The organism is Alloalcanivorax sp. C16-1 (genome assembly GCF_046507805.1).
In the GTDB taxonomy this organism is placed as follows: Bacteria; Pseudomonadota; Gammaproteobacteria; order Pseudomonadales; family Alcanivoracaceae; genus Alloalcanivorax.
On the sequence record NZ_JBKFTK010000003.1, the window covers coordinates 176,572 to 195,493 of the forward strand.

Consider the following 18,922-nt stretch of genomic DNA (forward strand, 5'->3'; position numbering starts at 1 on the left):
ATGCCGGCGCGGAACGAGACGAGAACACCCCTGGCGAGGACAGGCTAATGACGTTCGTAGTAGGTGAAAACTGCATCAAGTGCAAACACACGGACTGCGTGGAAGTATGCCCCGTGGATTGCTTCTATGAAGGCCCCAATTTCCTGGTTATTCACCCGGACGAGTGCATCGACTGCGCGCTGTGCGAGCCGGAATGCCCGGTGAACGCGATCTTCTCCGAGGACGAATTGCCGGAGGATCAGCAGGACTTTCTGGAAATCAATGCGGAACTGGCCGAGAAGTGGCCGAACATCACCGAGATGAAGGACTCGCCGGAGGACGCCGAGGAGTGGGATGGCGTGGCCAACAAGCGTGACCAGCTGATTCGCGAGTGGTGAAATCGGTGAACCGGTAATTCGGTAGCCGGAAATGAGAAAGGGCGGCATCCTGCCGCCCTTTTGCGTCGAGTTGTCCTTACCCGATTGCGCTCACCTGGACTTCCGTGTCCGCCTTCCTTAGCCAATCCCTGTGCTCTTTTCCCTGAACACGGGAGACACTATATCAACCCGTTTCCGCGTCGCGGGTTAAACATCTATAAAATCTCGGGGCGGAAAAACGCCGGAAAAGTGATATCTATTTGCAATCAATCACTTAGGGGAAGACGTGAGGGAAAGTTGAGACAAAAACGCACGTAAGAATGGTACAAATGCTTACAGCCTTGTAAGATATCTCTTACAAATTCCGATCAACGGGCGGGACCATCCACCGTTCGTCGCCGGCGGCGCGCTACAGATTGCCGCCACACTATCGCCAACTTTTACAATCGCTCACCGGTTTTTACAGCACCCGGAGGGCATGGCCGGTAGCATTTAACACATCAACAGGTATCCCCCCAAGGCGCTAGAAATAGCGCTCACAACCCCCCCTCTTCCACCCCCTTTGGAAGAGGGGTTTTTTTTGTGGCCTGCTTTTCAGGCGGGTTGCGCGCCGAGGGCCCGGCAGGATTCCTCGAAGGCCTGTTCCAGCGCCGCCAGCCGCTCGCCGGCGGCGTCCACCCGGTCGTCCCGGGCCAGTTGTTCCATTTCCAGGCAAAGCGCCGATACCCGCTGGGCACCCAGGTTGCCACTGCTGCCCTTGAAGCTGTGCGCCTGCTGACGCACGCCTTCCGCGTGGCCTTCCCGGATCGCCTGCTGGAGGGCGCCGAGCCGCTGGCGGCCGTCCTGGCGGTAGGATTCCACCAGGGTGTCGAAATCGCCGCCCATGATGTCGCGCAATTCGGCGATCACGCCGTCGTTGAGCACCGCTGGCTCTTGCATCCGTCACTCCCTTGAATAATGCGGGGGCGCGCTCGAACACCGTGGCGCACCGCCTTGGCTTCCGAGTATACGGACAAAAAATCACCAGCTCATCGTTGCCGTCCCAGGGAGTGGGACGATTTCAGGGAAGTACGCCCAACTGCCGGGCCCGGGCCACGTCTTCCGGGTGGTCCACATCCCAGAGCGGCGGCAGCACCGCCACGCCGCCTTCGTCGTTGCCGGAGAGGTCGTGGAGCGACACATCGTTGAGCGCCACCAGGGTGTCGGCCAGGGCGTAGCCGCCCCCCAGGCGCACCCCGGCGAACCGGTCCGGTCGCCAGACCGTGGCGTCACTGCCGCCGATCAACACGAAGCCGCCGTCCTCGCTGGCGCCCAGCACCACCCGGCCGTGCCTCAGGTGGTCATCGGCCAGCGCCAGGTAAGTCTGATCGAGCACCGGGCAGTCACAGCCCACCAGCAGCACCCGGGGGAACTCGCTGAGGCCCTCGGCAAGAGCCCGGGCCATGCGCTCGCCCAGGCCGTCGCCTCGTTGCCGGCCCACGGTCAGCCCCAACGCCTCGGCGCGACGGGCCAGGGCCGGGTCGTCCTGGTCCAGCATCAGCCGCGCCGGGCCCGGGTGGCCGGCGGCCACGGTCAGGGTGCGGTCCAGCAGGCGCTGGTACACCGCCAGGGCACCCTGCTCGCCCAGGGCCGGGGCCAGCCGGGTCTTCACCTCGCCCAGGCGTGGCGCCCGGGCGAACACCATCAGCAGGGTGTCGGATCGCGGGTCCGGCGCGCCCATGGTCAGCGCGGGCCGGTATAGGATTGACGATAGTGGTGGCGATAGTAGTCCCGATGCAGGCGCGCCGGGTCTTCGCCGCGCCAGTAGCGCCAGCGCAGCTGCCACATCAGCAGGGTGGTGCGCAGCACGCCGTTCTCTTCCCAGCGGCGGCTGTCCGCCACCAGACGCGGGCGCAGGCACACCGGCGGCGCGCGGCCGCGCAGGCGCGTGCTCAGGGCCACGTCCTCCATCAACGGCTGCAGGGGAAAACCGCCCAGTTCCAGAAACAGCGCGCGGCGCACGAAGATGCCCTGATCGCCGGTGGCGATGCCGGTCCAGCGCGAACGCAGGTTCATGGCGTGGCCGATCATCGGGAACAGGCGGTGGTCACCGGAGAGGCGCACGTCGAAGCGGCCCCACTGGGCGTCCTCGGGCAGCGCGCGCAGGGCCGCCAGGTGGCCCCGTTTGACCTTGCCGCAGTCGGCATGCAGAAACCACAACCAGTCGCCCTTGGCGCGTTCGGCACCCAGGTTCATCTGACGGGCCCGGCCCCGGTCGCAGTGCAGCACCAGGTCGGCGTGGTCGCGGGCGATCAGCGCGCTGCCGTCCTCGCTGCCGCCGTCCACCACGATAATCTCGTCCTGCTCGCCCAGGCGCTCGCGCAGGCCGGCGAGAAAGCTTTCCAGACACCGGGCTTCGTCGAGCACCGGCACTATCACGCTGACACTCATTCCAGGGCTCCTCCGCAACTGCTGCCGGCGCCGGCGGTGCAGCCGAAACAATGGTCGGCCACGAACACCGCCTCGCCGTCCTTATCCGCCGCCAGCAGTTCGCCGAGGTGGGGGTGGCGTTGGCCGCCGCCCTGGGGCAGATCCAGCATCTGATTGAAATCGCAATCGTAGAGATAGCCGCGATAGTCCACGCTGAGGGTATCGCGGCACATCACCGCGTCCAGGTTAGCGACATTGTGGTTGTCGCGCAGCAGTTGCATGTAATCGTTGAAGGCACCCTGGGCCAGCAGCACCGCGCCAAACCGGCTGATCGGCATGTTGGTGATGGTCAGCAGCCGGTTGAAACGGATGCCGAAACGCTCGCCCAGCTCGCGCTTGTAGTCCGCTTCCAGAGCGGCCTGGGGCGGCGGCAGGTGGGCGCCCACCGGGTTGTAGACCAGGTCCAGCGGCAACGCCTCGCCGTCGCCGTAACCGGCGGCGTTAAGCCGGCGGATCGCTTCGATGCTGCCTTGATAGACGCCCTTGCCGCGCTGCTGATTAACGTTGTCTTCCAGATAGCAGGGCAGCGAGGCGACGATCTGCACGCCCTGCTCCGCCAGAAAGTCGGGCAGGTCCTGATAGCCGGGCTCGAGCACGATGGTCAGATTGCAGCGGTCGATCACGGTCACGCCCCGGACGCGGGCGGCGCGCACCAGATCGCGAAAGTGGGGGTTCATTTCCGGGGCGCCGCCGGTCAGGTCCAGCACCTGTACCTGACCCTGGTCGAGCACGGCGATCACCTGGTCCACCACCTCGCGGCTCATCTGCTCGGTGCGGGTGGGCCCGGCGTTCACGTGGCAGTGCACGCAGCTCAGATTGCAGAGATAACCCAGATTGACCTGCAGAATACGGGTGCGCCGCCGCCGCACCGGGGGAAAGTCGGTGCCGCTGCGCAGCAGCAGAGGCCGGGTGTCTTTCATGGCGGGGTCCTCCGGGTGGGTGGCGGTCCATGGCGTTACGGAACCATGGAGGCACGATCGGAGGGAACGTTACGTCAAAAGCGCCACCGGCGCGAACCCGGCGGGGCAGCCAGCGCGGATCGGCGGGGCCGGATCAGTGGGTCAGGCTGACGTCCGACACCGGCAGGGCCAGCTCGCTGGCGACCAGGCGGTGTACGTCCTGATGGGTCAGCCGGTCGATCTCGCCGTGGCGGCGGGCCTCGTCGATAAAGGCGCGCACGTCGTCGGCGAACACGCCGTAGTGGTCGGCGACCGCGTCCACATCGTCCGGATTGCTGCTGTCGAAGCGCTTGCTGAGAAAGGTGAAGCCGATCATGACGCGACCTCCTGGGTGGTGCCAGGAGAATGAGCCCGGTCACGTCATTTTCACGTGAAAATCGTTGCCCCTGCTTCAGAAAAGTTTTCTGCGAAAAATTTCATAGTGCGCGGATCAGGCCGCCGCGAAGTCCCGGGGCAACGGCAGCGCCAGTTCGCTGGCCACCAGCTGGTGCATGGCCTGGTAGGTCAGATGGTCGATTTCGTCCACCGACCGCAGTTCATCGATGAAAGCCCTTACCTCGTCCCGGTGGGCGCCGTACTGGCCCGCCAGGCGCTCCACGTCCCGCTGATCGGTGCTGTTGAAAAACCGGCCGCATCGCGGACCCAGGGGGCTGACTTTCATGATCCATCACCACTGCTGTTTGGGATGCGATAAAGCATGCCCTGGCCGACGGGCGGTGTCTGTAAAGGTGGGTAAATTCGGATCGGTCACGGAAATGGCGCCCCGAGCAGGAATTGAACCTGCGACCTAGCGCTTAGGAGGCGCTTGCTCTATCCGACTGAGCTACCGGGGCATTTTTAAACGGGGCGTTCTAACGGCGGTCCATTGTAATGATTCGGTGGGGGGACGCCAGTCCGGGGCTTTACCGGCTTTTACCTTGCGGTGCTGGACCGGGGGGCGGGGGCCGGCTAGCGTCGTAGGGGTTGTTCAATCACACCTAGGGAGCGGGACAATGGGTAAGATTCTGAGTCTGATCATTCTGGTGCTGGATATTCTGGCCATCATCAAGATCGTGCAGTCCGGTGCCAGCACCGGCGAGAAAATTCTGTGGGTGATTCTGGTACTGGTACTGCCGGTGGTCGGTCTGATCATCTGGGCGCTGCTGGGCCCGGGCGGACCCGCCAAGAAGTAACCCTGGCCGCCGGCGCTCAGCCGCCGGCGGCATTCAGCAGGGCCCGGTTGTCCTGGCTGATCAGCCAGAACAGCACGCTGGCCAGGGACACCATCACGAACTGCATGTGTTGTTTGCGGCCGCGCAGCCAGGCCTCCGGCCAGTGCTCGCGGACCGCCCCCACCTTCTCCAGACCAAACAGCATCATCACCGCCACCGCCATCAGCGGCACCGACAGCCAGGCCGGCAGAAACGGCGTAGCCGCGCCCATCACCAGCAGCAGGCTGGCCGCCGGCGCCAGGGTCCGGCCTTCCCGGGCCAGTTCCGCGCCAAAGTAGAGTCCGGTTTGCAGCAACACGTACAGAGCCGCCAGCAGCGGCACGATGTCCAGCCAGGGCCGGGCGGTGACCGGGTCCGGCAGCCAGATGGCGGAGGCCACCGCCACCACCACGAAGCCGTGCAGAAATTGCAGTCGGGAGAGCGTCACCAGGGCATCCGGCAGTTCCGGGGCACGGGGCAGGCGCATAGGGTCGCGGGTCCTTGTCAGCAGGTCAGAGATAGGGTTCGAGCATGTGCGCCAGGGCGTTGCGCACCAGGCGCCAGCGCGCCATGGCGCGGAAGTCGGCGTCGGCCAGCGGCCGGGCCCGGGCCAGTTTGCGGTCGATCAGCGCATTGGCGTCGGCGGCCAGGGGATCATCATAACATTCCAGGTCGAACTCGAAATTCAGACGCAGGCTGCGGGCGTCCCAGTTGCCGGAGCCGAGCTGCACCCAGTGGCCGTCCACGGTGAGCAGCTTGGTGTGGTCGAAGGGCGGCGCCGAGGCGTGGATTTCCGCGCCCTCCTTGGCCAGCCACTTGAGGGCGTGCAGGCTGGCCCATTGCACCAGCCGCAGGTTGTTCTTCTCCGGTACCAGGATCACCACCCGCACACCGCGCAGGATCGCCAGCTGCAGGCTGGCCAGCAGAGTCTGGCCGGGCACGAAGTACGGCGTCACCAGACGGATCTCACGCTCGGCGGCGCCGATCGCCGCCTGCACGGTGAGGCGGCGCTTGTCGAAGTCGGCGTCCGGGCCGGTGTTGACGCCACGGGCCTGTACCGTGCCCAGGTCCATCTCGCCGGCGTAGTTGTCGTTCAGTTCCTCCCGGCAGGTGAACGCCCAATCGGCGGCGAAGCTGAGCAGCAGATGGGCCACCGCCGGGCCTTCCACCCGGGCGTGCAGGTCCTGAATGGTGGCCGGCTCGGACACATAGCCGGCGCGGATGTTCATGCCGCCGGTGAAGCCCAGGGCCCGGTCCACCACCATCAGTTTGCGATGGTTGCGCAGGTTCATGTAGGGCATGCGCCAGGGCGCGATGGAGTGCAGAAAGCGCTGCACCGGCACCCGCTGGCGGCGCAGCCGGAACGTGATCGGCGGCAGGGAATAGAGGGCGCCCACCCCGTCCAGCAGCACCCGCACCTGCACGCCGCGCTGGTGGGCACGCACCAGGGCGTCGGCCAGGGGCCGGCCGGCGGCGTCGTTGCCGAAGATATAGGTGGCGAGATAAACGCTTTCGGTGGCTTCGTCCACCGCCCGGACCATGGCATCCAGCGCTTCCGGGGCCTCCATCAGGGCGACCCGGTTGCCGCCGGTGAGCGGCAGCCGGGTGAGCCGGCCCACCAGCCGCGCCAGCACTTGCAGGCGGTCGGTCTGTAGCGGGGTGCCCTGCTCCTGGCCGGCGCGCAGGGCGGCGTCGATGCCGCCGCCGGTGAGCTGGCGGGCGCGGCGCTGGATACGGTTGACGCCCAGCATCAGGTAGAGGGCGGCGCCGAGAAACGGCACCAGCCAGACCAGTCCGGTCCAGGCCGCCGCCGCGCGGGCGTCCCGTTTATGCTGGGCCACGTGCAGGGTGACCATCACGGCCAGGGTGACACCAACCAGACCGGCCACCGCCGGCCAGAAGCTGTACAGCCAGGCCAGAGCGTGCTCCACCGGCGCCGCCAGCCTGATGATCAAATCCTGCATGGATCCCTCCCTGATGACCGGTGAAACATACCATGGATGGCGTCGTTGCGGTCCGTCGCGTTTTTGCGCTTTGCCGGTGCAGGCCGTAGACTACGCCGCCTCGAAGGCCGGCCCACCGCCCTTCGAAACCCGCCGCGTTCCGTTACGCGCTTGCTCCGGCCGCTGTTCCGCCGGGGCCACATGGGGCTCCCGGAGCCCGCTTCCGGCCGGTGTCACCGGCTGTCGGTAGTACACACACACCACACGCTGGTTAAGCGGCCAGTGTACCGGCGCGCGCCTGTCGCCCGCCGGCGCATGATGAGGAGCGACAACCATGTCAAAGGCCAATACGGTCATCCCCCTGCGCGAGCATCCGCAACCGGGCCACTGGGAAGCCCGCCGATTCAAAGTGTTCACCGCCCGCCAACTGGACAAGATCGAACCGTTGCAGCGTCTCGACGAGGAGACCCGTTTCGCCATGCAGGTGGTGGCCAGCGTGCTGCCGTTCCGCGTCAACGAATACGTCATCGACGAACTGATCGACTGGGACCGGGTGCCCGACGATCCCATCTACCAGCTCACCTTCCCGCAGAAGGACATGCTCGCCCCGGAACATTTCGAACGGGTGGCGGCGGCCCTGCGCGGCGGCGACAAGGCGGAGATCGACGCCACCGTGGCGGCGGTGCGCGAGGCGCTCAACCCGCACCCGGCCGGCCAGATGGAACACAACATTCCGGAAGTGGACGGCGAGAAAATCGACGGCATCCAGCACAAATACAATGAAACCGTGCTGTTCTTCCCGAGCCAGGGGCAGGTGTGCCACAGCTACTGCACCTTCTGTTTTCGCTGGGCCCAGTTCATCGGCGACAACGATCTGAAAATCGCCACCAAGGAGGCCGGCCAGCTCAAGAAGTACGTGCGGGCCCACCCGGAAATCACCGACATTCTGATCACCGGCGGCGACCCGCTGGTGATGAAGACCAAGAACCTGCGCGCCCACATCGAGCCGCTGCTGGAGCTGGAGCAGGTGCGCACCATCCGCATCGGTTCCAAGGCGCTGACCTTCTGGCCGCAGCGCTTCGTGTCCGACGCGGACGCCGAGGACCTGCTGGATCTGTTCCGGGAAGTGGGCGCCGCCGGCAAGCATCTGGCGCTGATGGCCCATTACAATCATTGGCGGGAGATGGAACCGGCCATCGCCCGGGAGGCGATCCGCCGGGTGCGCGAAACCGGCGCCCAGATCCGCGCCCAGGGTCCGCTGCTGGCGCACATCAACGACAACGCCGACGACTGGGCACGGCTGTGGCAGACCCAGGTGGAACTGGGCATCGTGCCCTACTACATGTTCGTGGAGCGCGACACCGGCGCCCGCCACTACTTCGAGGTGCCCCTGGCGCGCGCCTGGGAAATCTACCGGGACGCCATGCAGCGGGTCTCCGGCCTGGCGCGTACCGCCCGCGGCCCGAGCATGTCCAGCCACCCGGGCAAGGTGGAAATCCAGGGGATCACCGAGATCCACGGCGAGAAGGTATTCGTGCTGCGCCTGATCCAGGGCCGCAACGCGGACTGGGTGCAACGGCCGTTCTTCGCCAAGTACAACCCGGACGCCACCTGGCTCAACCACCTGGAGCCCGCGTTCGGCGAAGACCGCTTCTTCTTCGAGGACGAACTGGCCGCCCTGGAAGAGTAAGGCGTAGGGCGGCGCGTGTACCGCGCCGCCCCGCTGAGACGCGCGGCCAAGCGGCTGAGACGCTTGGCCTGACACCCGCCACCGGCGCCCGCCGATAATCCCCCCCCAAAACCGATGTCCGCTTTTTGCCCTTGGGGGGTACTTTTATGTTGTTGTCGTTTTCCAGCGAATTTCGGCCCGCCGGCCTGTTGCTACTGGCCCTGACCCTGGCCGCCTGCGGCGGCTCCGGCAACGATCACGACGATGTCGGCGGCGGTGACGGCGGACCCGGCGGCGAGGTGCCCGACGGCACCACCCTGCTGATCGACACCGACAACGCCGCCGCCGTGCTGGTGCACGCCCGGCTGGCGCTGGAAATCCTGCCGCGCCTGCAACGCAACGCCAATATACTGGTTTCCCAGGGCCTCAACGGCACGCCCACCTGCGACAATCCGGACGGCGTCTTTCAACTGACCGAGGACGACCAGGGCGCCCCCGCCGAAGCGGTGTTCGAGGATTGCGTGGATCCGCTCTATCCCAGCCGCGCCTTCGACGGCCGCATCGTGTTCGATTTCACTGACCCGAACCGGCCGTATTCCGCGTTTTCGAACTACCGCAACCGCATCAATTCGTCGTCGTCGTTCAGTCAGGAATGGTCCCTGTCCGGCGGCTTCAGTATCCGCCCGGAGGACGCCGGCAATGCGTTCGGCAACGCCGTGATCGCGGACGCCAACGTGATCAGCAATTACACCCTCAGTACCGACCACGGCTCGGTGATGGTGGGCTACCGCTTTCAGGACTTCGAAGTGCTGTTCGACAGCACCATCAGCAACCTGTCGCAACCGCTGCCCACCCTGGCCGGCGGCGGGCGGCTGTTTCTGTTCAACGACGCCGCCGAGGGCTGGGTGCGGGTGAGCACCCCGCACCGGCTCACCGACCCGCTGCCGGGCAACGGCTTCTGCTACGGCAATGGCGAGCTGGTGGTGGACGGCGCCGCCAGCAGCCGGGTGCAGCTGGACTACAGCGGCGCGGACCTGATGATCAGCGTGAACGGGGTCACCGTGATCAGCGGTGAGTGCGAGGCCCTGCTGGAGTCGTTGATGGCGCAGGCCGGGCTGGCCATTTAATCGTCGCCAAGCCGGCCGCCCTGTCGCATTATCGGGTTTTTCGGGCACGCGGAGCGGGGCCATGAACAAGCCGGGGGACCGGGGGCAACCGGTGTCGGACTGGAACGCGGACATCTGGAACTGGTCGCCGGACCAGGGCGCGTGGACGCCGCGGGACGGCCTGCCCTCGCGGTGCGTGTACCTGGCCCTGGCCACGCCGGCGGCGCCGCACCCGGACAATTACGATTACTGGCGGCACACCGTGTTCTATGACTTCGCCGCCGACGCCCCGGCGCCGGAACAGCGGCGCACCTTCGCGGCCCGCGCCGCCGGCCTGGTGGGGCCGCAGTGCTCGCTGTTCTGGTACCAATCCCAGCGCCTGAGCGGCCACCGCCACGGCCTGCACTGCCGCCGGGACGACCAGGACGATCTCACCCTGGGGCTGGTGCTGCGTGGCCGGCGCCGACACCGCCTGGACGACGGCACCCTGCTGATCGCCGGGCCCGGTGAGCTGTTTCTGTACGATCCGCGCCAGCCCTGCCGGATCAACTGGAGCGACCATGCCGGTATCCATCTGACCCTGCCGCGCCCCGCCCTTTCGCCCCTGTTCGCCACCGACCGGTTGGATCTGCCGGCGCTGCTGGCGCGTCTCCGGCAAACGCCGATCAGCGGCTTCCTGGCCAGTCATCTGGCCCGGCTGGCGGTGGAGGGAGAGCGCCTGCCCCGGGCCCACCGGGCGCTGCTGCTGGAGCAGACCCGTTCCCTGGCGGTGGCGACCCTGGGCACCGCCTTCGGCATCCCCGCCGAGGACAGCGAACCGGAGGCCGCCTACCTGCGCGCACGGCAACTGATTCTGCAGCGCCTGGACGAGCCGGATCTGGGCCCGGATACCCTGGCCCGCGCCCTGGGCTGTTCCCGGGCCACCCTCTACCGGCTGTTCGCCCGCCACCAGGACACCGTGGCCGGCTGTCTGCGCGAGGCCCGCCTGCACCGCGCCCATCAGCTGCTGACCAGCGCCCCGGCGCACCTGGGCGTGGCGGAGCTGGCGGCGCGCTGCGGCTTCCTCGACAGCAGCAGCTTCAGCCGCCTGTTCCGGCGGCGTTACGGCCTGCGCCCCAGCGACCTGCGCCCGGGCGGCCGTTCACAGTAGCGCCGCCAGCCGGGCCAGGGCCCGTTCCACTCGCTGGTCCCAGCGCACCGCGCAGTTCAGCCGCAGGCAGTGGTCAAACTTGCCGGAGGCGGAGAACAGCGCCCCCGGCGCGAAGCTGACGCCCGCCTCCAGCGCCCGCTCGGCCAGCTCCGTGGTGTCCATGTCGGCGGCCAGCTCCAGCCACAGCACGAAGCCGCCAGCGGGCCGGCTGACCCGGGTGGTGTCCGGAAACAGCTCGGTGACCCGGGTCGTCATCCGCGCCACCGCCCGGGCCAGCTGGTCGCGCACGGTGCGCAGGTGGCGGTCGTAGTGGCCGTGGTCGAGCACATGGGCCAGGGCCAGCTGCGAGGGGGTGGCCACCGACACCGTGTTGATGAACTGCAGATACCAGGCCCGCTCCCGGTGGGCGCCGGGTACCAGCCAGCCCACCCGCAGGCCGGCGGACAGGGTCTTGGAACAGGACGAGCAGTAGTAGACCCGACCGTCCCGGTCCCAGGCCTTGATCGGCAGCGGGCGCGGGCCGCGCAGGGGCAGGTCCCCATAGATATCGTCCTCCACCAGCGGCACGTCGTGCCCGGCCAACAGGTCCAGCAGCGCCCGTTTGCGGGCATCCGGCATGCAGCTGCCCAGCGGGTTGGAGAAATTCGGCACCACCACGCAGGCGGCCACCGGCCAGCGCTCCAGAGCCAGGGCAAGCGCCTCCAGGGACAGGCCCTGGATCGGATCGGTGGGGATTTCCAGGGCCTTGAGTCCCAGGGACTCGATCACCTGCAGCAGGCCGTAATAGGTGGGCGATTCGATCGCCACGGTGTCGCCGGGCCGGGTCACCATGCGCAGGGCGATGGCCACGGCTTCCTGGCAGCTGTTGGTGATCAGCACGTCGTCCGGGGCCACCGGGCAGCGCAGCGCCGCCAATCGCCGGGCCAGGCCGGCGCGCAGCTCCGGGGCGCCGGGCGGAAATTCGTAGCCCACGCAGCGCCGGCGCTGTTCGCGCAGCACCGTGCGAAACGCCTGCTCCATGCGCGCCACCGGCTGGAAATCCGGGTCCGCCACCGCCGCCCCCAGGTTCACCAGGGCCGGGTCGTTGACCGCTTGCACCATGCGCAGCACCCGCTCCTGGCCGGTCACCGGGCGCGGACGCCGCCCGGCGCTGGGCAGGCTCGGGGCGTCCCGCCGGGCCGGCGGCGGGCACACGAAGAAGCCGGCCCGGGGCCGCGCCTCCAGCACCCCGCGCTGCTCCAGTTCCCGGCAGGCGCTCACCGCCGTGGCCACGCTGACGCCGTGCTGCTGGCCCAGCTTGCGCACCCCGGGCAGCCGGCTGCCCACCGGATAGACCTGATCGAGGATCAGCGTCTGCAGCCGGTCGGCCAGTTGCTGATAGCGTTTGCCGGGGGAAGCGTCCGTCATGGGGGCACCGATACAGTGGGCGAAGGAATCATCGGCACAGTGGCCAGCGGATGCAAACTGTACCGATTCAATTACGTCATTTTATATCTGTATCGTGGCGCACCGTCCACCTACCCTGGGGCCCGTTATTGGTGAGGTGGAGTCCGCGAGGTGTTCATGGAGTTCCAGACGCTGCCGGCGATGCTGGCGTTCATCGCCGTGATGGTCGGCACCCCCGGCCCCAACAATCTGATGCTGATGGCGTCCGGCGCCAATGTGGGGTTCCGCCGCTCGCTGCCGCACATCGCCGGCATCCTGGCCGGCTGCCAGGTGGTGCTGCTGGCCATCGGCCTGGGCCTGGGGCCGCTGCTGGCCCGCTTCCCATCGCTGATGCTGGGGCTGCGGGTGGCCGGCGCCCTGTTCCTGGTGTGGCTGGCCTGGCGGCTGGTGCGCGAGCGACCGCGCCACGGCGAGGCCGGCGCCGCGCCCACGGCGGACCGGGCCCGACCAATGGGCTTCTGGCAGGCGGCCCTGTTTCAGTGGATCAACCCCAAGGCATGGATGATGTTCCTGACCGCCGTGGCCAGCTTCACCGATCCGGCCCGCTTCACCCCGACCCTGACCGCCCTGGCGGTGGCTTTTCTGGTGGTCAGCGCGCCGCTGATCAGCGCCTGGAGCCTGTTCGGCGTGGCCCTGCGCGACTGGCTTTATCAGGGGCGGCGGCTGGCGCGCTTCAACCAGGTGATGGCGGCGCTGCTGCTGGCCACCCTCTACCCCACCTTTATGACCTGAGCCGACGGCGTTCTCAGAAGCCCGCTTCCCGGCGCCACACCGCCACCACGTGGCGCCAGATCCTGCCCAGGAAGCTGCGTGCCTCGGTGTCGATGACCACCGCGCCGCGCCGGGCCGGATTCACCGGGGTCCAATCGCCCTGCGGCGCCGCCACCCGCAGATGCACGCGATAGAGGCTGCCCTCGGGCACCAGGGTGCCGTCGCGGCGGGCCTCGGCGCGGATCGGGCCGCCGTTGAGGGTGGCCATTTGCGGCTGGCGCAGGCGTTCCACCGGCTGGCCTTCGATGCTCTCCACCCACGCCTTCAGCGGTGCCCCCGCCGGCGCCAGCGGATAGAAGGTGGCCTCGCCGCCTTCCTTCAGGCGCAGCACGTCCGCTTCGCCGATCCAGGCCACCAGCTCCGCCGGCCGGCGCGGCATGTAGGTCAGCAGCCACTCGCCCTGCCCCACCCAGCCGCCGTTCAGCAGGTCCGGATTGACGGTCTGCACATAGCCGTCCGCCGGTGCCGTCAGCTCACCGAGACGCCGCTCGCTGTCCAGCAGACGCACCCGCTCCCGCTGGGTGGCCCGTTCCGCGCCCACCAGGGGGCTGTCGAACAGCAGGTCCCGGTTCAGGCCGCTGGCGTTCCACTGGTCGGTGAGCTGCGCCAGGCGCGCCCGGGCGGCGGTCAGCCGGTAGTCGGTTTCCGGCACCCGCACCACCGCCAGGGGCGCGCCGGCGTCACGCCGGTCGCCGTTGCCGACGGCCAGCTCCAGCCGCCCGCCCAGGGGCGCCTCCACCCGTTGGGTGGGCTGTTGCAAAAAGGCCGGCAGATGCAGCTGCGAATGCCAGGGCCAGACCAGCAGCAGCAAGGCGCCGGCCAGGATCGTCAGGGTACGCGCCAGGGCGCGGTTCCAGCGCGGCCGGCGGCCGCCGGTGAACCAGCGGCGGACTTCGTTATGGACGGGACGCACGATGAAATATCCGATCTCCACGGCGAACAGAATGATGCCGATCAGTTTGATGAAGAAGTGGTACACCACCAGGGCGATGCCGAGGAACAGAAAGAAGCGGTACACCCAGACGACAAAGGCGAACAGGATCATGCGCCGCTGGGGCGGCTCCGGCGGCGGCTCGCCGAAGGCGAACAGCAGCTCGCGCAGCTTCCAGCGGGCCAGCGCCTGGGAGCGCGGTTCCAGATTGGGCCGGCGCCACAGATCCGACAGCAGGTAGTAGCCGTCGAAGCGCATCAGCGGGTTGCAGTTGATCACCACGGACATGATCCAGGTGGTGGTGGCCAGCCAGAAACACACCAATCGCGGGGCGCCGTCCGGCAGAATGTGCCAGGCCAGCAGCGCCACCACCGCGATGCCGATCTCCACCGCCATGCCGGCCAGGTCGATCTGCACCCGATCGCGGGCCCGGGTCAGCCGCCAGGCGTCGCTGGTGTCGGTGTACAGCACCGGCCAGCCGACGATAAAGGCCACCCCGATGGTCGGCACCCGGGCCCCTTTCGCCTTACAGGTAAAGGCATGGCCAAGCTCGTGCAGGGCCTTCACCAGCACCAGGGCGATGCCCAGGGTGAGCCAGCCGCCGATGGCCTTGAGCGCCGCGAACTGGGCCCAGAAATTGTCCCATTGGCGCAGGGTCAGCCAGGCCCCCAGCATCAGCAATATCGCCAGGGCCAGGCGCGTGCGCCGGTGGCCCAGCCAGGCCACCTTGCCCAGGTGCCGGCCCAGCCAGCGGTCCGGGTTGGCCAGCGGCACGCGGATAAACAGGTAATGCTTGAGCAACCACATGAAGCCCTTGGGCTTCGCCTGGCGCAGCCGTTGGAAGCGCCGTTGCTGCTCGACGTCGGCCACCACCAGATGATGGCCGCGCAGAAATTCCGCCAGGGTGGCGAGTTGCTCGGCGCTGACCGGGCGCCGCAGGGTGCGCCGGGCGCGCTCCGCCGCCGGCTCGGCGGCGCCACCGTCGATAAAGGGCAGCAGTTGCACGGTCTGCTCGCCGAGCCGGAAGAAGCGCTGCGCCACCGGATCGTGCAGCAGCCAGCGGCGGCGCCCGTCCACGTCGCGCTCCACCGGGTGCAACTGCAGATCCTGGCGCAGATGCGGCAGGTCCGGGGTCGCCGTGGTCACCAGCCCAGCCAGCTCCGCACCGTGGCCCAGGGGCGGCGCAGCAGGTAATAGGCCAGCGCCACCTGCTCTCCTTCCACCCGGGCGGTGCCGCGCCAGCCCACCCGGGGCAGGGCTTCACCCTCCGCCAGGCGGGCGTGGGCGCGGTAGGCGAGCACCCCGTTGGGGGCCTGCTCGGCGCGGTAGTTCACCTGGGTCAGGGTGGCGTGGCGCACGGCCGCCGGGTCCACGTTCAGGAACAGACTCACCTGGGCGCCGTCGGACAGCGGGATCACGTCCGCCGCCGGCAGCCACAACTCCACTTCGGAGCCGTGGGTGTCGGCCACCTCCATCAGTTTTTCGCCCAGCTGCACCGGCCGCCCGACCCAGTCGTCCGGGTTCAGCACCAGCGCCACCCCGGCGCGGGGCGCGGTGACCCGCACCCGTTCCAGTTCCTGGCGGTAAAAGGCCACGTCCTCGCCGGCCTGATCCACCTGGGCGCTGAGCACCGGCAGTTCGGCGCTGGCTTTGGGATCGGCGAAGGCGCTTTGCCGGGCGCGCTGATAGCGGGCCCGGGCCACCGCCAGGGCCTGCTCGGCGGCGGCCAGCCGGCCCCGGATGCGGGCGTCGTCCATTTCCACCAGCAGCTGGCCCTGCTCCACCGACTGGTTGGCGGACACCGCCAGCCGCGCCACCACCCCTTCAATGGGCGCACGCACGATGCTGCTGGCTTCCGGGACGATCTCCGCGTTGCCGAGCATGGACAGCGGCACCGGGATGATGGCCACCAGCGCCAGGGTCACCGCCACCACGGCGGCCACCGCCAGCTTCCGTTTCGAGGTCAGCGGCGGGCGCCGGGAGAGCCGCGCCAGCACCGGTTCGGCGGTGGCCAGCCAGTGACCGAGCAGGCGCCCTTCCGCTTCGCTCCAGGCCCGTTCGCGCAGCAGCAGCAGGCCGCCCCGGGCGCGACCGCCCACGTTGATCGGCACCCACAGGCCGCGCGCCGGCCAGTACTCGTTCCACTGCTCCGCCAGCTCCGGGGCGCGCTCCGCCAGCGTTGCCTTGTCCACCTCCCGGGCCGGCCCGGCGTCGCCGTCCCGGTCCCAGTGCAGGGCCCGCGCCACCCGGCGCACCCATTGCAGGTAGGGGCTCTGAGCGTCCACCTCGGCGGCGCCGGAGTGGGCACGCAGGACGCCGTCGCGGAACAGAATCAACTGCCGGGCGGGAAACGGATAGGCGGAATCATTGACCAGCACGTACTCCGCCTGGGCCAGGTCCTCGGCGTCCAGCAGCCGCTGCTGCAGGGCGATCAGGCTGGCCAGTCGGTCCGTGGAGACGCCGGCACCGGGCACCACCCGTTGATTCATGAACCGGCCCCGGCCTGGTCGGGAAAGCGCACCGCGCCGCTCATGCCCGGGCGCACGCCGGCGGCCTCGCCGGTGGGCGTGGCGATCAGCCGCACGGTCTGGCTGACCGGGTCGATGCGGTCGACGATGCGCGCCACCTTGGCGGCCACGGTCTGGCCGGTGGCGTCGGCCACGAAGCTCAGCGGCGAGCCTTCCTTGACGCGGGTCAGCCAGGCGGCCGGCACCACCACCTCGATTTCGAAGCGCACCACGCTGCTCAACTCCAGCATCGGCTCGCCGGCGGACACCCATTGATAGGGGTTCACGTTGCGGCCGATCACCTCGCCGTCGAAGGGCGCGTCCACCACGCAGTCACCCAGGCGCACCTCCGCCACCTTCAGCTCGGCGGCGGCCCGCTCCACTTCCGCGCCGGACAGTTCCACTTCCAGGGCGCTGATGTTCTGGTAGGCCTGCAGGTCCTTGTTGACCTTGTGCTGGGCGCGGGCCGCGGACAGCCGCGCCCGGGCCACGTCCCGTTCCGCCTGGGGCGAGCGGCAGTCGAAACGCACCAGGGCATTGCCCTTGGCCACGCGTTCACCCAGGCGCGCCTTCACTTCCAGGATGCGTCCCTGACGCGGCGCCGCCAGCACGGTGTGCTCCACCGCGCTGATCTGCCCCCGGATATCGCCGTCGCCGTTGACCGCCTGGGCGCGCACCGCCGCCGGCGCGGCGCTGATGACCAGCGCCGTGAATACTCCAATCAACCACCCTGCTCTCATTGCGCGGCGGCTTCCCGGTCAGTGGCGCGGGCCAGCGGCGGCTGGTTGCTGCCGGCCACGTTCTCGGTGAACCAGGGCGAGCCGGCCTCGATCGGCAACGGCCCGCTGGTCCATTCGGCGAACGCCGTGTTGATGCGGTTGGACAGCGCCTGCACGTCAAAGCTCTGGTAGTTCTCCGGCACCGGGTTGAAGCCCAGGCTGAACAGGAAGCCACCGTAAGCGTCCTGGGCTTTCACGTAGTCCAGGGAGTTGGTGAGCACCGAGTTGAGCGCGCGGGCCTCGTTCATCAGCGTCTGGGTGCCGGACATGGCGTTGCTGGAGCGGGCCTGGCCGCTGTAGTCGGCGATCTGCTCGTCGATGGTCAGAAACTCATTGGACAGGGTCAGATCGTTGAGCGCGTTGCGGTACTGCTGCCAGCCCAGGTTGACCCGTGCCACGGTGGCCATGTTGGCGGCCAGGCGGCGCGCCGCCACCAGATTGTCGCGGGCTTCGTTCTGGGCGCGGATGTCACCCAGGGCGAGCAGGCGCAGCAGGTTCCAGCTCACCCGTACGCCGGCTTCCGCCCAGGTGTCGTTGTACAGATAGCTGTTGGAGTCGTAGTGACCGCCGTAGGAAAACTCCAGGCCCGGCAGCAGCCGCAGCAGGCTCTTGCGCGCCTCGCGCTGGGCGATACGGGCGTTGTAGAGCTGGCCGGTGTAATCGCTGCTGTGCGCCAGCGCCACCTGCTCCAGGGTGTCCAGGTCGTCCACCGGCAGCTCCGGCAGTTCCGGCAGCTGTTCGCTGTCCGCCAGTTCGATGTGCACCCCCGGCGGCTGGTTGATCAGCGCCGCCAGCTCGATCTGGGCGGCGTCCACGGTGCGCCGGAAGCTGCGCAGGCTGCGCATCACCGCCAGCAGCTGGCGTTTTTCCTGCAGCACGTCCATGGGCGAACGCAGGCGGCGTTGCTGAATCTCGTTCATACGGTCCAGCTCGGCGCCGGTCTCTTCCAGCAGCCCGTCGATGCGCGCCGACAGTTGCTGGGTCACCGCCGCCCGCCAGTAGGCGGTGCGGGTTTCCTGCAGCAGCTTGGCCATCACGTTGCGGCGGGAGTCGGCGGCGATCAGATAGCGGTCCGCTTCCTGTTTCGCCTTCAGATAGCTGACGCCGAAATCGAGCACGTTCCAGGACAGCTCCAGGTCCGCGTAGTGGCGGTCCTGATCCACCGAGGTGGAGGGCTCCAGACTCTGGGTGCCGGTGAGCACCGACTCACTGCTGGAGGCGTTCACGTTGCTGCGGTTGTTGTAGCCCGCGCGGGCCGCCAGCACCGGCAGCATGTCCATTTTGGCGAGCTCGAAGCCGCGCTCGGAGAGCGCCTCTTCCATCAGTTTGACCCGGTTGTCCAGGTTGTATTTGAGCGCCCGCGCCAGGGCCTGGTCCAGGGTCAACGGGCCGGTGATGGGGTCCGCCATGGCGTCCATCATCGCCTGATCCTGCTCGATGGCGTCATGGATCTGATCACGGTCCAGCGGTTGCGGATTGACCGCGCAACCGCTGGCCGCCAGACCGGCGGCCAGGGCCACCGCCAGGGCCAGCGCGGACACCGCGCGGCGCGGCGCTTGCCGGGAAGAACTGTGTTTTTTATTGGAAACCTGCATGCCTGACCTCTGCATTCAAACTCGGTATTAAAAAAATGTGCCGGCGGCCCG

19 protein-coding genes and 1 tRNA gene are annotated in these 18,922 nt (G+C 68.3%); 6 read left to right on the top strand and 14 right to left on the bottom strand.

Annotated elements, in window-relative coordinates; translation table 11 throughout:
* Window positions 1-47 precede the first annotated feature (47 nt).
* Window positions 48-377 carry a ferredoxin FdxA gene (gene fdxA / locus ACLD0W_RS11515; RefSeq protein ID WP_410307632.1) on the top strand — a complete coding sequence of 110 codons (330 nt, stop codon included), beginning with the start codon at window positions 48-50 and terminating at the stop codon, window positions 375-377.
* A 573-nt stretch (window positions 378-950) separates the two neighbouring features.
* Here the strand turns inward: fdxA and ACLD0W_RS11520 are convergent.
* The 7 genes from ACLD0W_RS11520 to ACLD0W_RS11550 all read right to left on the bottom strand — a co-directional run bounded on the left by ACLD0W_RS11520 (window position 951) and on the right by ACLD0W_RS11550 (window position 4,617).
* Entirely contained in the window at window positions 951-1,295 is a 345-nt protein-coding gene (locus ACLD0W_RS11520) for an Hpt domain-containing protein (RefSeq protein ID WP_410307633.1), read from the bottom strand.
* A 121-nt stretch (window positions 1,296-1,416) separates the two neighbouring features.
* Complete coding sequence (locus tag ACLD0W_RS11525; RefSeq protein ID WP_410307634.1) at window positions 1,417-2,076, bottom strand: TIGR04282 family arsenosugar biosynthesis glycosyltransferase; 660 nt, start codon at window positions 2,074-2,076, stop codon at window positions 1,417-1,419.
* Between the two features lie 2 nt (window positions 2,077-2,078).
* Window positions 2,079-2,786 (bottom strand): TIGR04283 family arsenosugar biosynthesis glycosyltransferase, encoded by a 708-nt coding sequence (locus tag ACLD0W_RS11530; protein WP_410307635.1) that lies wholly within the window; start codon window positions 2,784-2,786, stop codon window positions 2,079-2,081.
* The gene (gene arsS / locus ACLD0W_RS11535) at window positions 2,783-3,745 is read right to left on the bottom strand and encodes an arsenosugar biosynthesis radical SAM (seleno)protein ArsS (protein WP_410307636.1); all 963 of its coding nucleotides are present in this window, start codon (window positions 3,743-3,745) and stop codon (window positions 2,783-2,785) included. Before arsS ends, ACLD0W_RS11530 begins: the two co-directional genes overlap by 4 nt.
* 133 nt (window positions 3,746-3,878) lie before the next feature.
* Entirely contained in the window at window positions 3,879-4,100 is a 222-nt protein-coding gene (locus ACLD0W_RS11540) for a hypothetical protein (RefSeq protein WP_410307637.1), read from the bottom strand.
* A gap of 114 nt (window positions 4,101-4,214) precedes the next feature.
* On the bottom strand, window positions 4,215-4,445 hold the full coding sequence (locus ACLD0W_RS11545) for a hypothetical protein (protein WP_410307638.1): 231 nt from the start codon (window positions 4,443-4,445) through the stop codon (window positions 4,215-4,217).
* A 95-nt stretch (window positions 4,446-4,540) separates the two neighbouring features.
* Window positions 4,541-4,617 (bottom strand) — tRNA-Arg (locus ACLD0W_RS11550).
* A 159-nt stretch (window positions 4,618-4,776) separates the two neighbouring features.
* Here ACLD0W_RS11550 and ACLD0W_RS11555 point away from each other — a divergent pair.
* Complete coding sequence (locus ACLD0W_RS11555) at window positions 4,777-4,956, top strand: PLDc N-terminal domain-containing protein (RefSeq protein ID WP_410307639.1); 180 nt, start codon at window positions 4,777-4,779, stop codon at window positions 4,954-4,956.
* A gap of 16 nt (window positions 4,957-4,972) precedes the next feature.
* Here ACLD0W_RS11555 and ACLD0W_RS11560 read toward each other — a convergent pair whose 3' ends face one another.
* Together ACLD0W_RS11560 and ACLD0W_RS11565 are read right to left on the bottom strand one after the other, a co-directional pair.
* The gene (locus ACLD0W_RS11560; protein WP_410307640.1) at window positions 4,973-5,461 is read right to left on the bottom strand and encodes a hypothetical protein; all 489 of its coding nucleotides are present in this window, start codon (window positions 5,459-5,461) and stop codon (window positions 4,973-4,975) included.
* Window positions 5,462-5,486: 25 nt separating this feature from the next.
* Window positions 5,487-6,938, bottom strand: a complete 1,452-nt coding sequence (locus ACLD0W_RS11565) for a phospholipase D-like domain-containing protein (protein ID WP_410307641.1) — start codon at window positions 6,936-6,938, stop codon at window positions 5,487-5,489.
* 313 nt (window positions 6,939-7,251) lie between these two features.
* On the opposite strand from ACLD0W_RS11565, the gene ACLD0W_RS11570 reads away from it, so the two are divergent.
* The 3 genes from ACLD0W_RS11570 (at window position 7,252) to ACLD0W_RS11580 (ending at window position 10,842) form a co-directional block, all read left to right on the top strand.
* Window positions 7,252-8,607 carry a KamA family radical SAM protein gene (locus ACLD0W_RS11570; RefSeq protein WP_410307642.1) on the top strand — a complete coding sequence of 452 codons (1,356 nt, stop codon included), beginning with the start codon at window positions 7,252-7,254 and terminating at the stop codon, window positions 8,605-8,607.
* Between the two features lie 146 nt (window positions 8,608-8,753).
* Window positions 8,754-9,713, top strand: a complete 960-nt coding sequence (locus ACLD0W_RS11575; RefSeq protein ID WP_410307643.1) for a hypothetical protein — start codon at window positions 8,754-8,756, stop codon at window positions 9,711-9,713.
* Window positions 9,714-9,774: 61 nt separating this feature from the next.
* Window positions 9,775-10,842 (top strand): helix-turn-helix domain-containing protein, encoded by a 1,068-nt coding sequence (locus ACLD0W_RS11580; protein ID WP_410307644.1) that lies wholly within the window; start codon window positions 9,775-9,777, stop codon window positions 10,840-10,842.
* Here ACLD0W_RS11580 and ACLD0W_RS11585 read toward each other — a convergent pair.
* Window positions 10,834-12,249 (bottom strand): PLP-dependent aminotransferase family protein, encoded by a 1,416-nt coding sequence (locus tag ACLD0W_RS11585; RefSeq protein WP_410307645.1) that lies wholly within the window; start codon window positions 12,247-12,249, stop codon window positions 10,834-10,836. The genes ACLD0W_RS11580 and ACLD0W_RS11585 overlap by 9 nt on opposite strands.
* Window positions 12,250-12,405: 156 nt before the next feature.
* Here ACLD0W_RS11585 and ACLD0W_RS11590 point away from each other — a divergent pair, with 156 nt between their 5' ends.
* Window positions 12,406-13,020 (top strand): LysE family translocator, encoded by a 615-nt coding sequence (locus ACLD0W_RS11590; protein ID WP_410307646.1) that lies wholly within the window; start codon window positions 12,406-12,408, stop codon window positions 13,018-13,020.
* 13 nt (window positions 13,021-13,033) lie between these two features.
* Here ACLD0W_RS11590 and ACLD0W_RS11595 read toward each other — a convergent pair whose 3' ends face one another.
* Genes ACLD0W_RS11595 through ACLD0W_RS11610 form a run of 4 tightly spaced genes read right to left on the bottom strand, consistent with a single transcriptional unit; the run spans window position 13,034 to window position 18,871 of the window.
* On the bottom strand, window positions 13,034-15,136 hold the full coding sequence (locus ACLD0W_RS11595) for an HlyD family efflux transporter periplasmic adaptor subunit (RefSeq protein WP_410307647.1): 2,103 nt from the start codon (window positions 15,134-15,136) through the stop codon (window positions 13,034-13,036).
* Complete coding sequence (locus ACLD0W_RS11600; RefSeq protein ID WP_410307648.1) at window positions 15,133-16,479, bottom strand: efflux RND transporter periplasmic adaptor subunit; 1,347 nt, start codon at window positions 16,477-16,479, stop codon at window positions 15,133-15,135. Before ACLD0W_RS11600 ends, ACLD0W_RS11595 begins: the two co-directional genes overlap by 4 nt.
* The gene (locus ACLD0W_RS11605; protein ID WP_410307649.1) at window positions 16,476-17,222 is read right to left on the bottom strand and encodes an efflux RND transporter periplasmic adaptor subunit; all 747 of its coding nucleotides are present in this window, start codon (window positions 17,220-17,222) and stop codon (window positions 16,476-16,478) included. Before ACLD0W_RS11605 ends, ACLD0W_RS11600 begins: the two co-directional genes overlap by 4 nt.
* A gap of 11 nt (window positions 17,223-17,233) precedes the next feature.
* On the bottom strand, window positions 17,234-18,871 hold the full coding sequence (locus ACLD0W_RS11610) for a TolC family protein (protein ID WP_410307650.1): 1,638 nt from the start codon (window positions 18,869-18,871) through the stop codon (window positions 17,234-17,236).
* Window positions 18,872-18,922: the final 51 nt, after the last annotated feature.

Excerpts from the sequence above, each read along its gene's own strand:
- ACLD0W_RS11560 (WP_410307640.1), bottom strand. The coding sequence starts at position 5,461 with ATGCGCCTGCCCCGTGCCCCGGAACTGCCGGATGCCCTGGTGACGCTC.
- ACLD0W_RS11525 (WP_410307634.1), bottom strand. The coding sequence starts at position 2,076 with ATGGGCGCGCCGGACCCGCGATCCGACACCCTGCTGATGGTGTTCGCC.
- ACLD0W_RS11555 (WP_410307639.1), top strand. The coding sequence starts at position 4,777 with ATGGGTAAGATTCTGAGTCTGATCATTCTGGTGCTGGATATTCTGGCC.
- fdxA (WP_410307632.1), top strand. The coding sequence starts at position 48 with ATGACGTTCGTAGTAGGTGAAAACTGCATCAAGTGCAAACACACGGAC.
- ACLD0W_RS11600 (WP_410307648.1), bottom strand. The coding sequence starts at position 16,479 with ATGAATCAACGGGTGGTGCCCGGTGCCGGCGTCTCCACGGACCGACTG.
- ACLD0W_RS11545 (WP_410307638.1), bottom strand. The coding sequence starts at position 4,445 with ATGAAAGTCAGCCCCCTGGGTCCGCGATGCGGCCGGTTTTTCAACAGC.
- ACLD0W_RS11570 (WP_410307642.1), top strand. The coding sequence starts at position 7,252 with ATGTCAAAGGCCAATACGGTCATCCCCCTGCGCGAGCATCCGCAACCG.
- ACLD0W_RS11565 (WP_410307641.1), bottom strand. The coding sequence starts at position 6,938 with ATGCAGGATTTGATCATCAGGCTGGCGGCGCCGGTGGAGCACGCTCTG.
- ACLD0W_RS11610 (WP_410307650.1), bottom strand. The coding sequence starts at position 18,871 with ATGCAGGTTTCCAATAAAAAACACAGTTCTTCCCGGCAAGCGCCGCGC.
- ACLD0W_RS11590 (WP_410307646.1), top strand. The coding sequence starts at position 12,406 with ATGGAGTTCCAGACGCTGCCGGCGATGCTGGCGTTCATCGCCGTGATG.
- ACLD0W_RS11540 (WP_410307637.1), bottom strand. The coding sequence starts at position 4,100 with ATGATCGGCTTCACCTTTCTCAGCAAGCGCTTCGACAGCAGCAATCCG.
- ACLD0W_RS11585 (WP_410307645.1), bottom strand. The coding sequence starts at position 12,249 with ATGACGGACGCTTCCCCCGGCAAACGCTATCAGCAACTGGCCGACCGG.
- ACLD0W_RS11575 (WP_410307643.1), top strand. The coding sequence starts at position 8,754 with ATGTTGTTGTCGTTTTCCAGCGAATTTCGGCCCGCCGGCCTGTTGCTA.
- ACLD0W_RS11520 (WP_410307633.1), bottom strand. The coding sequence starts at position 1,295 with ATGCAAGAGCCAGCGGTGCTCAACGACGGCGTGATCGCCGAATTGCGC.
- arsS (WP_410307636.1), bottom strand. The coding sequence starts at position 3,745 with ATGAAAGACACCCGGCCTCTGCTGCTGCGCAGCGGCACCGACTTTCCC.
- ACLD0W_RS11580 (WP_410307644.1), top strand. The coding sequence starts at position 9,775 with ATGAACAAGCCGGGGGACCGGGGGCAACCGGTGTCGGACTGGAACGCG.
- ACLD0W_RS11530 (WP_410307635.1), bottom strand. The coding sequence starts at position 2,786 with ATGAGTGTCAGCGTGATAGTGCCGGTGCTCGACGAAGCCCGGTGTCTG.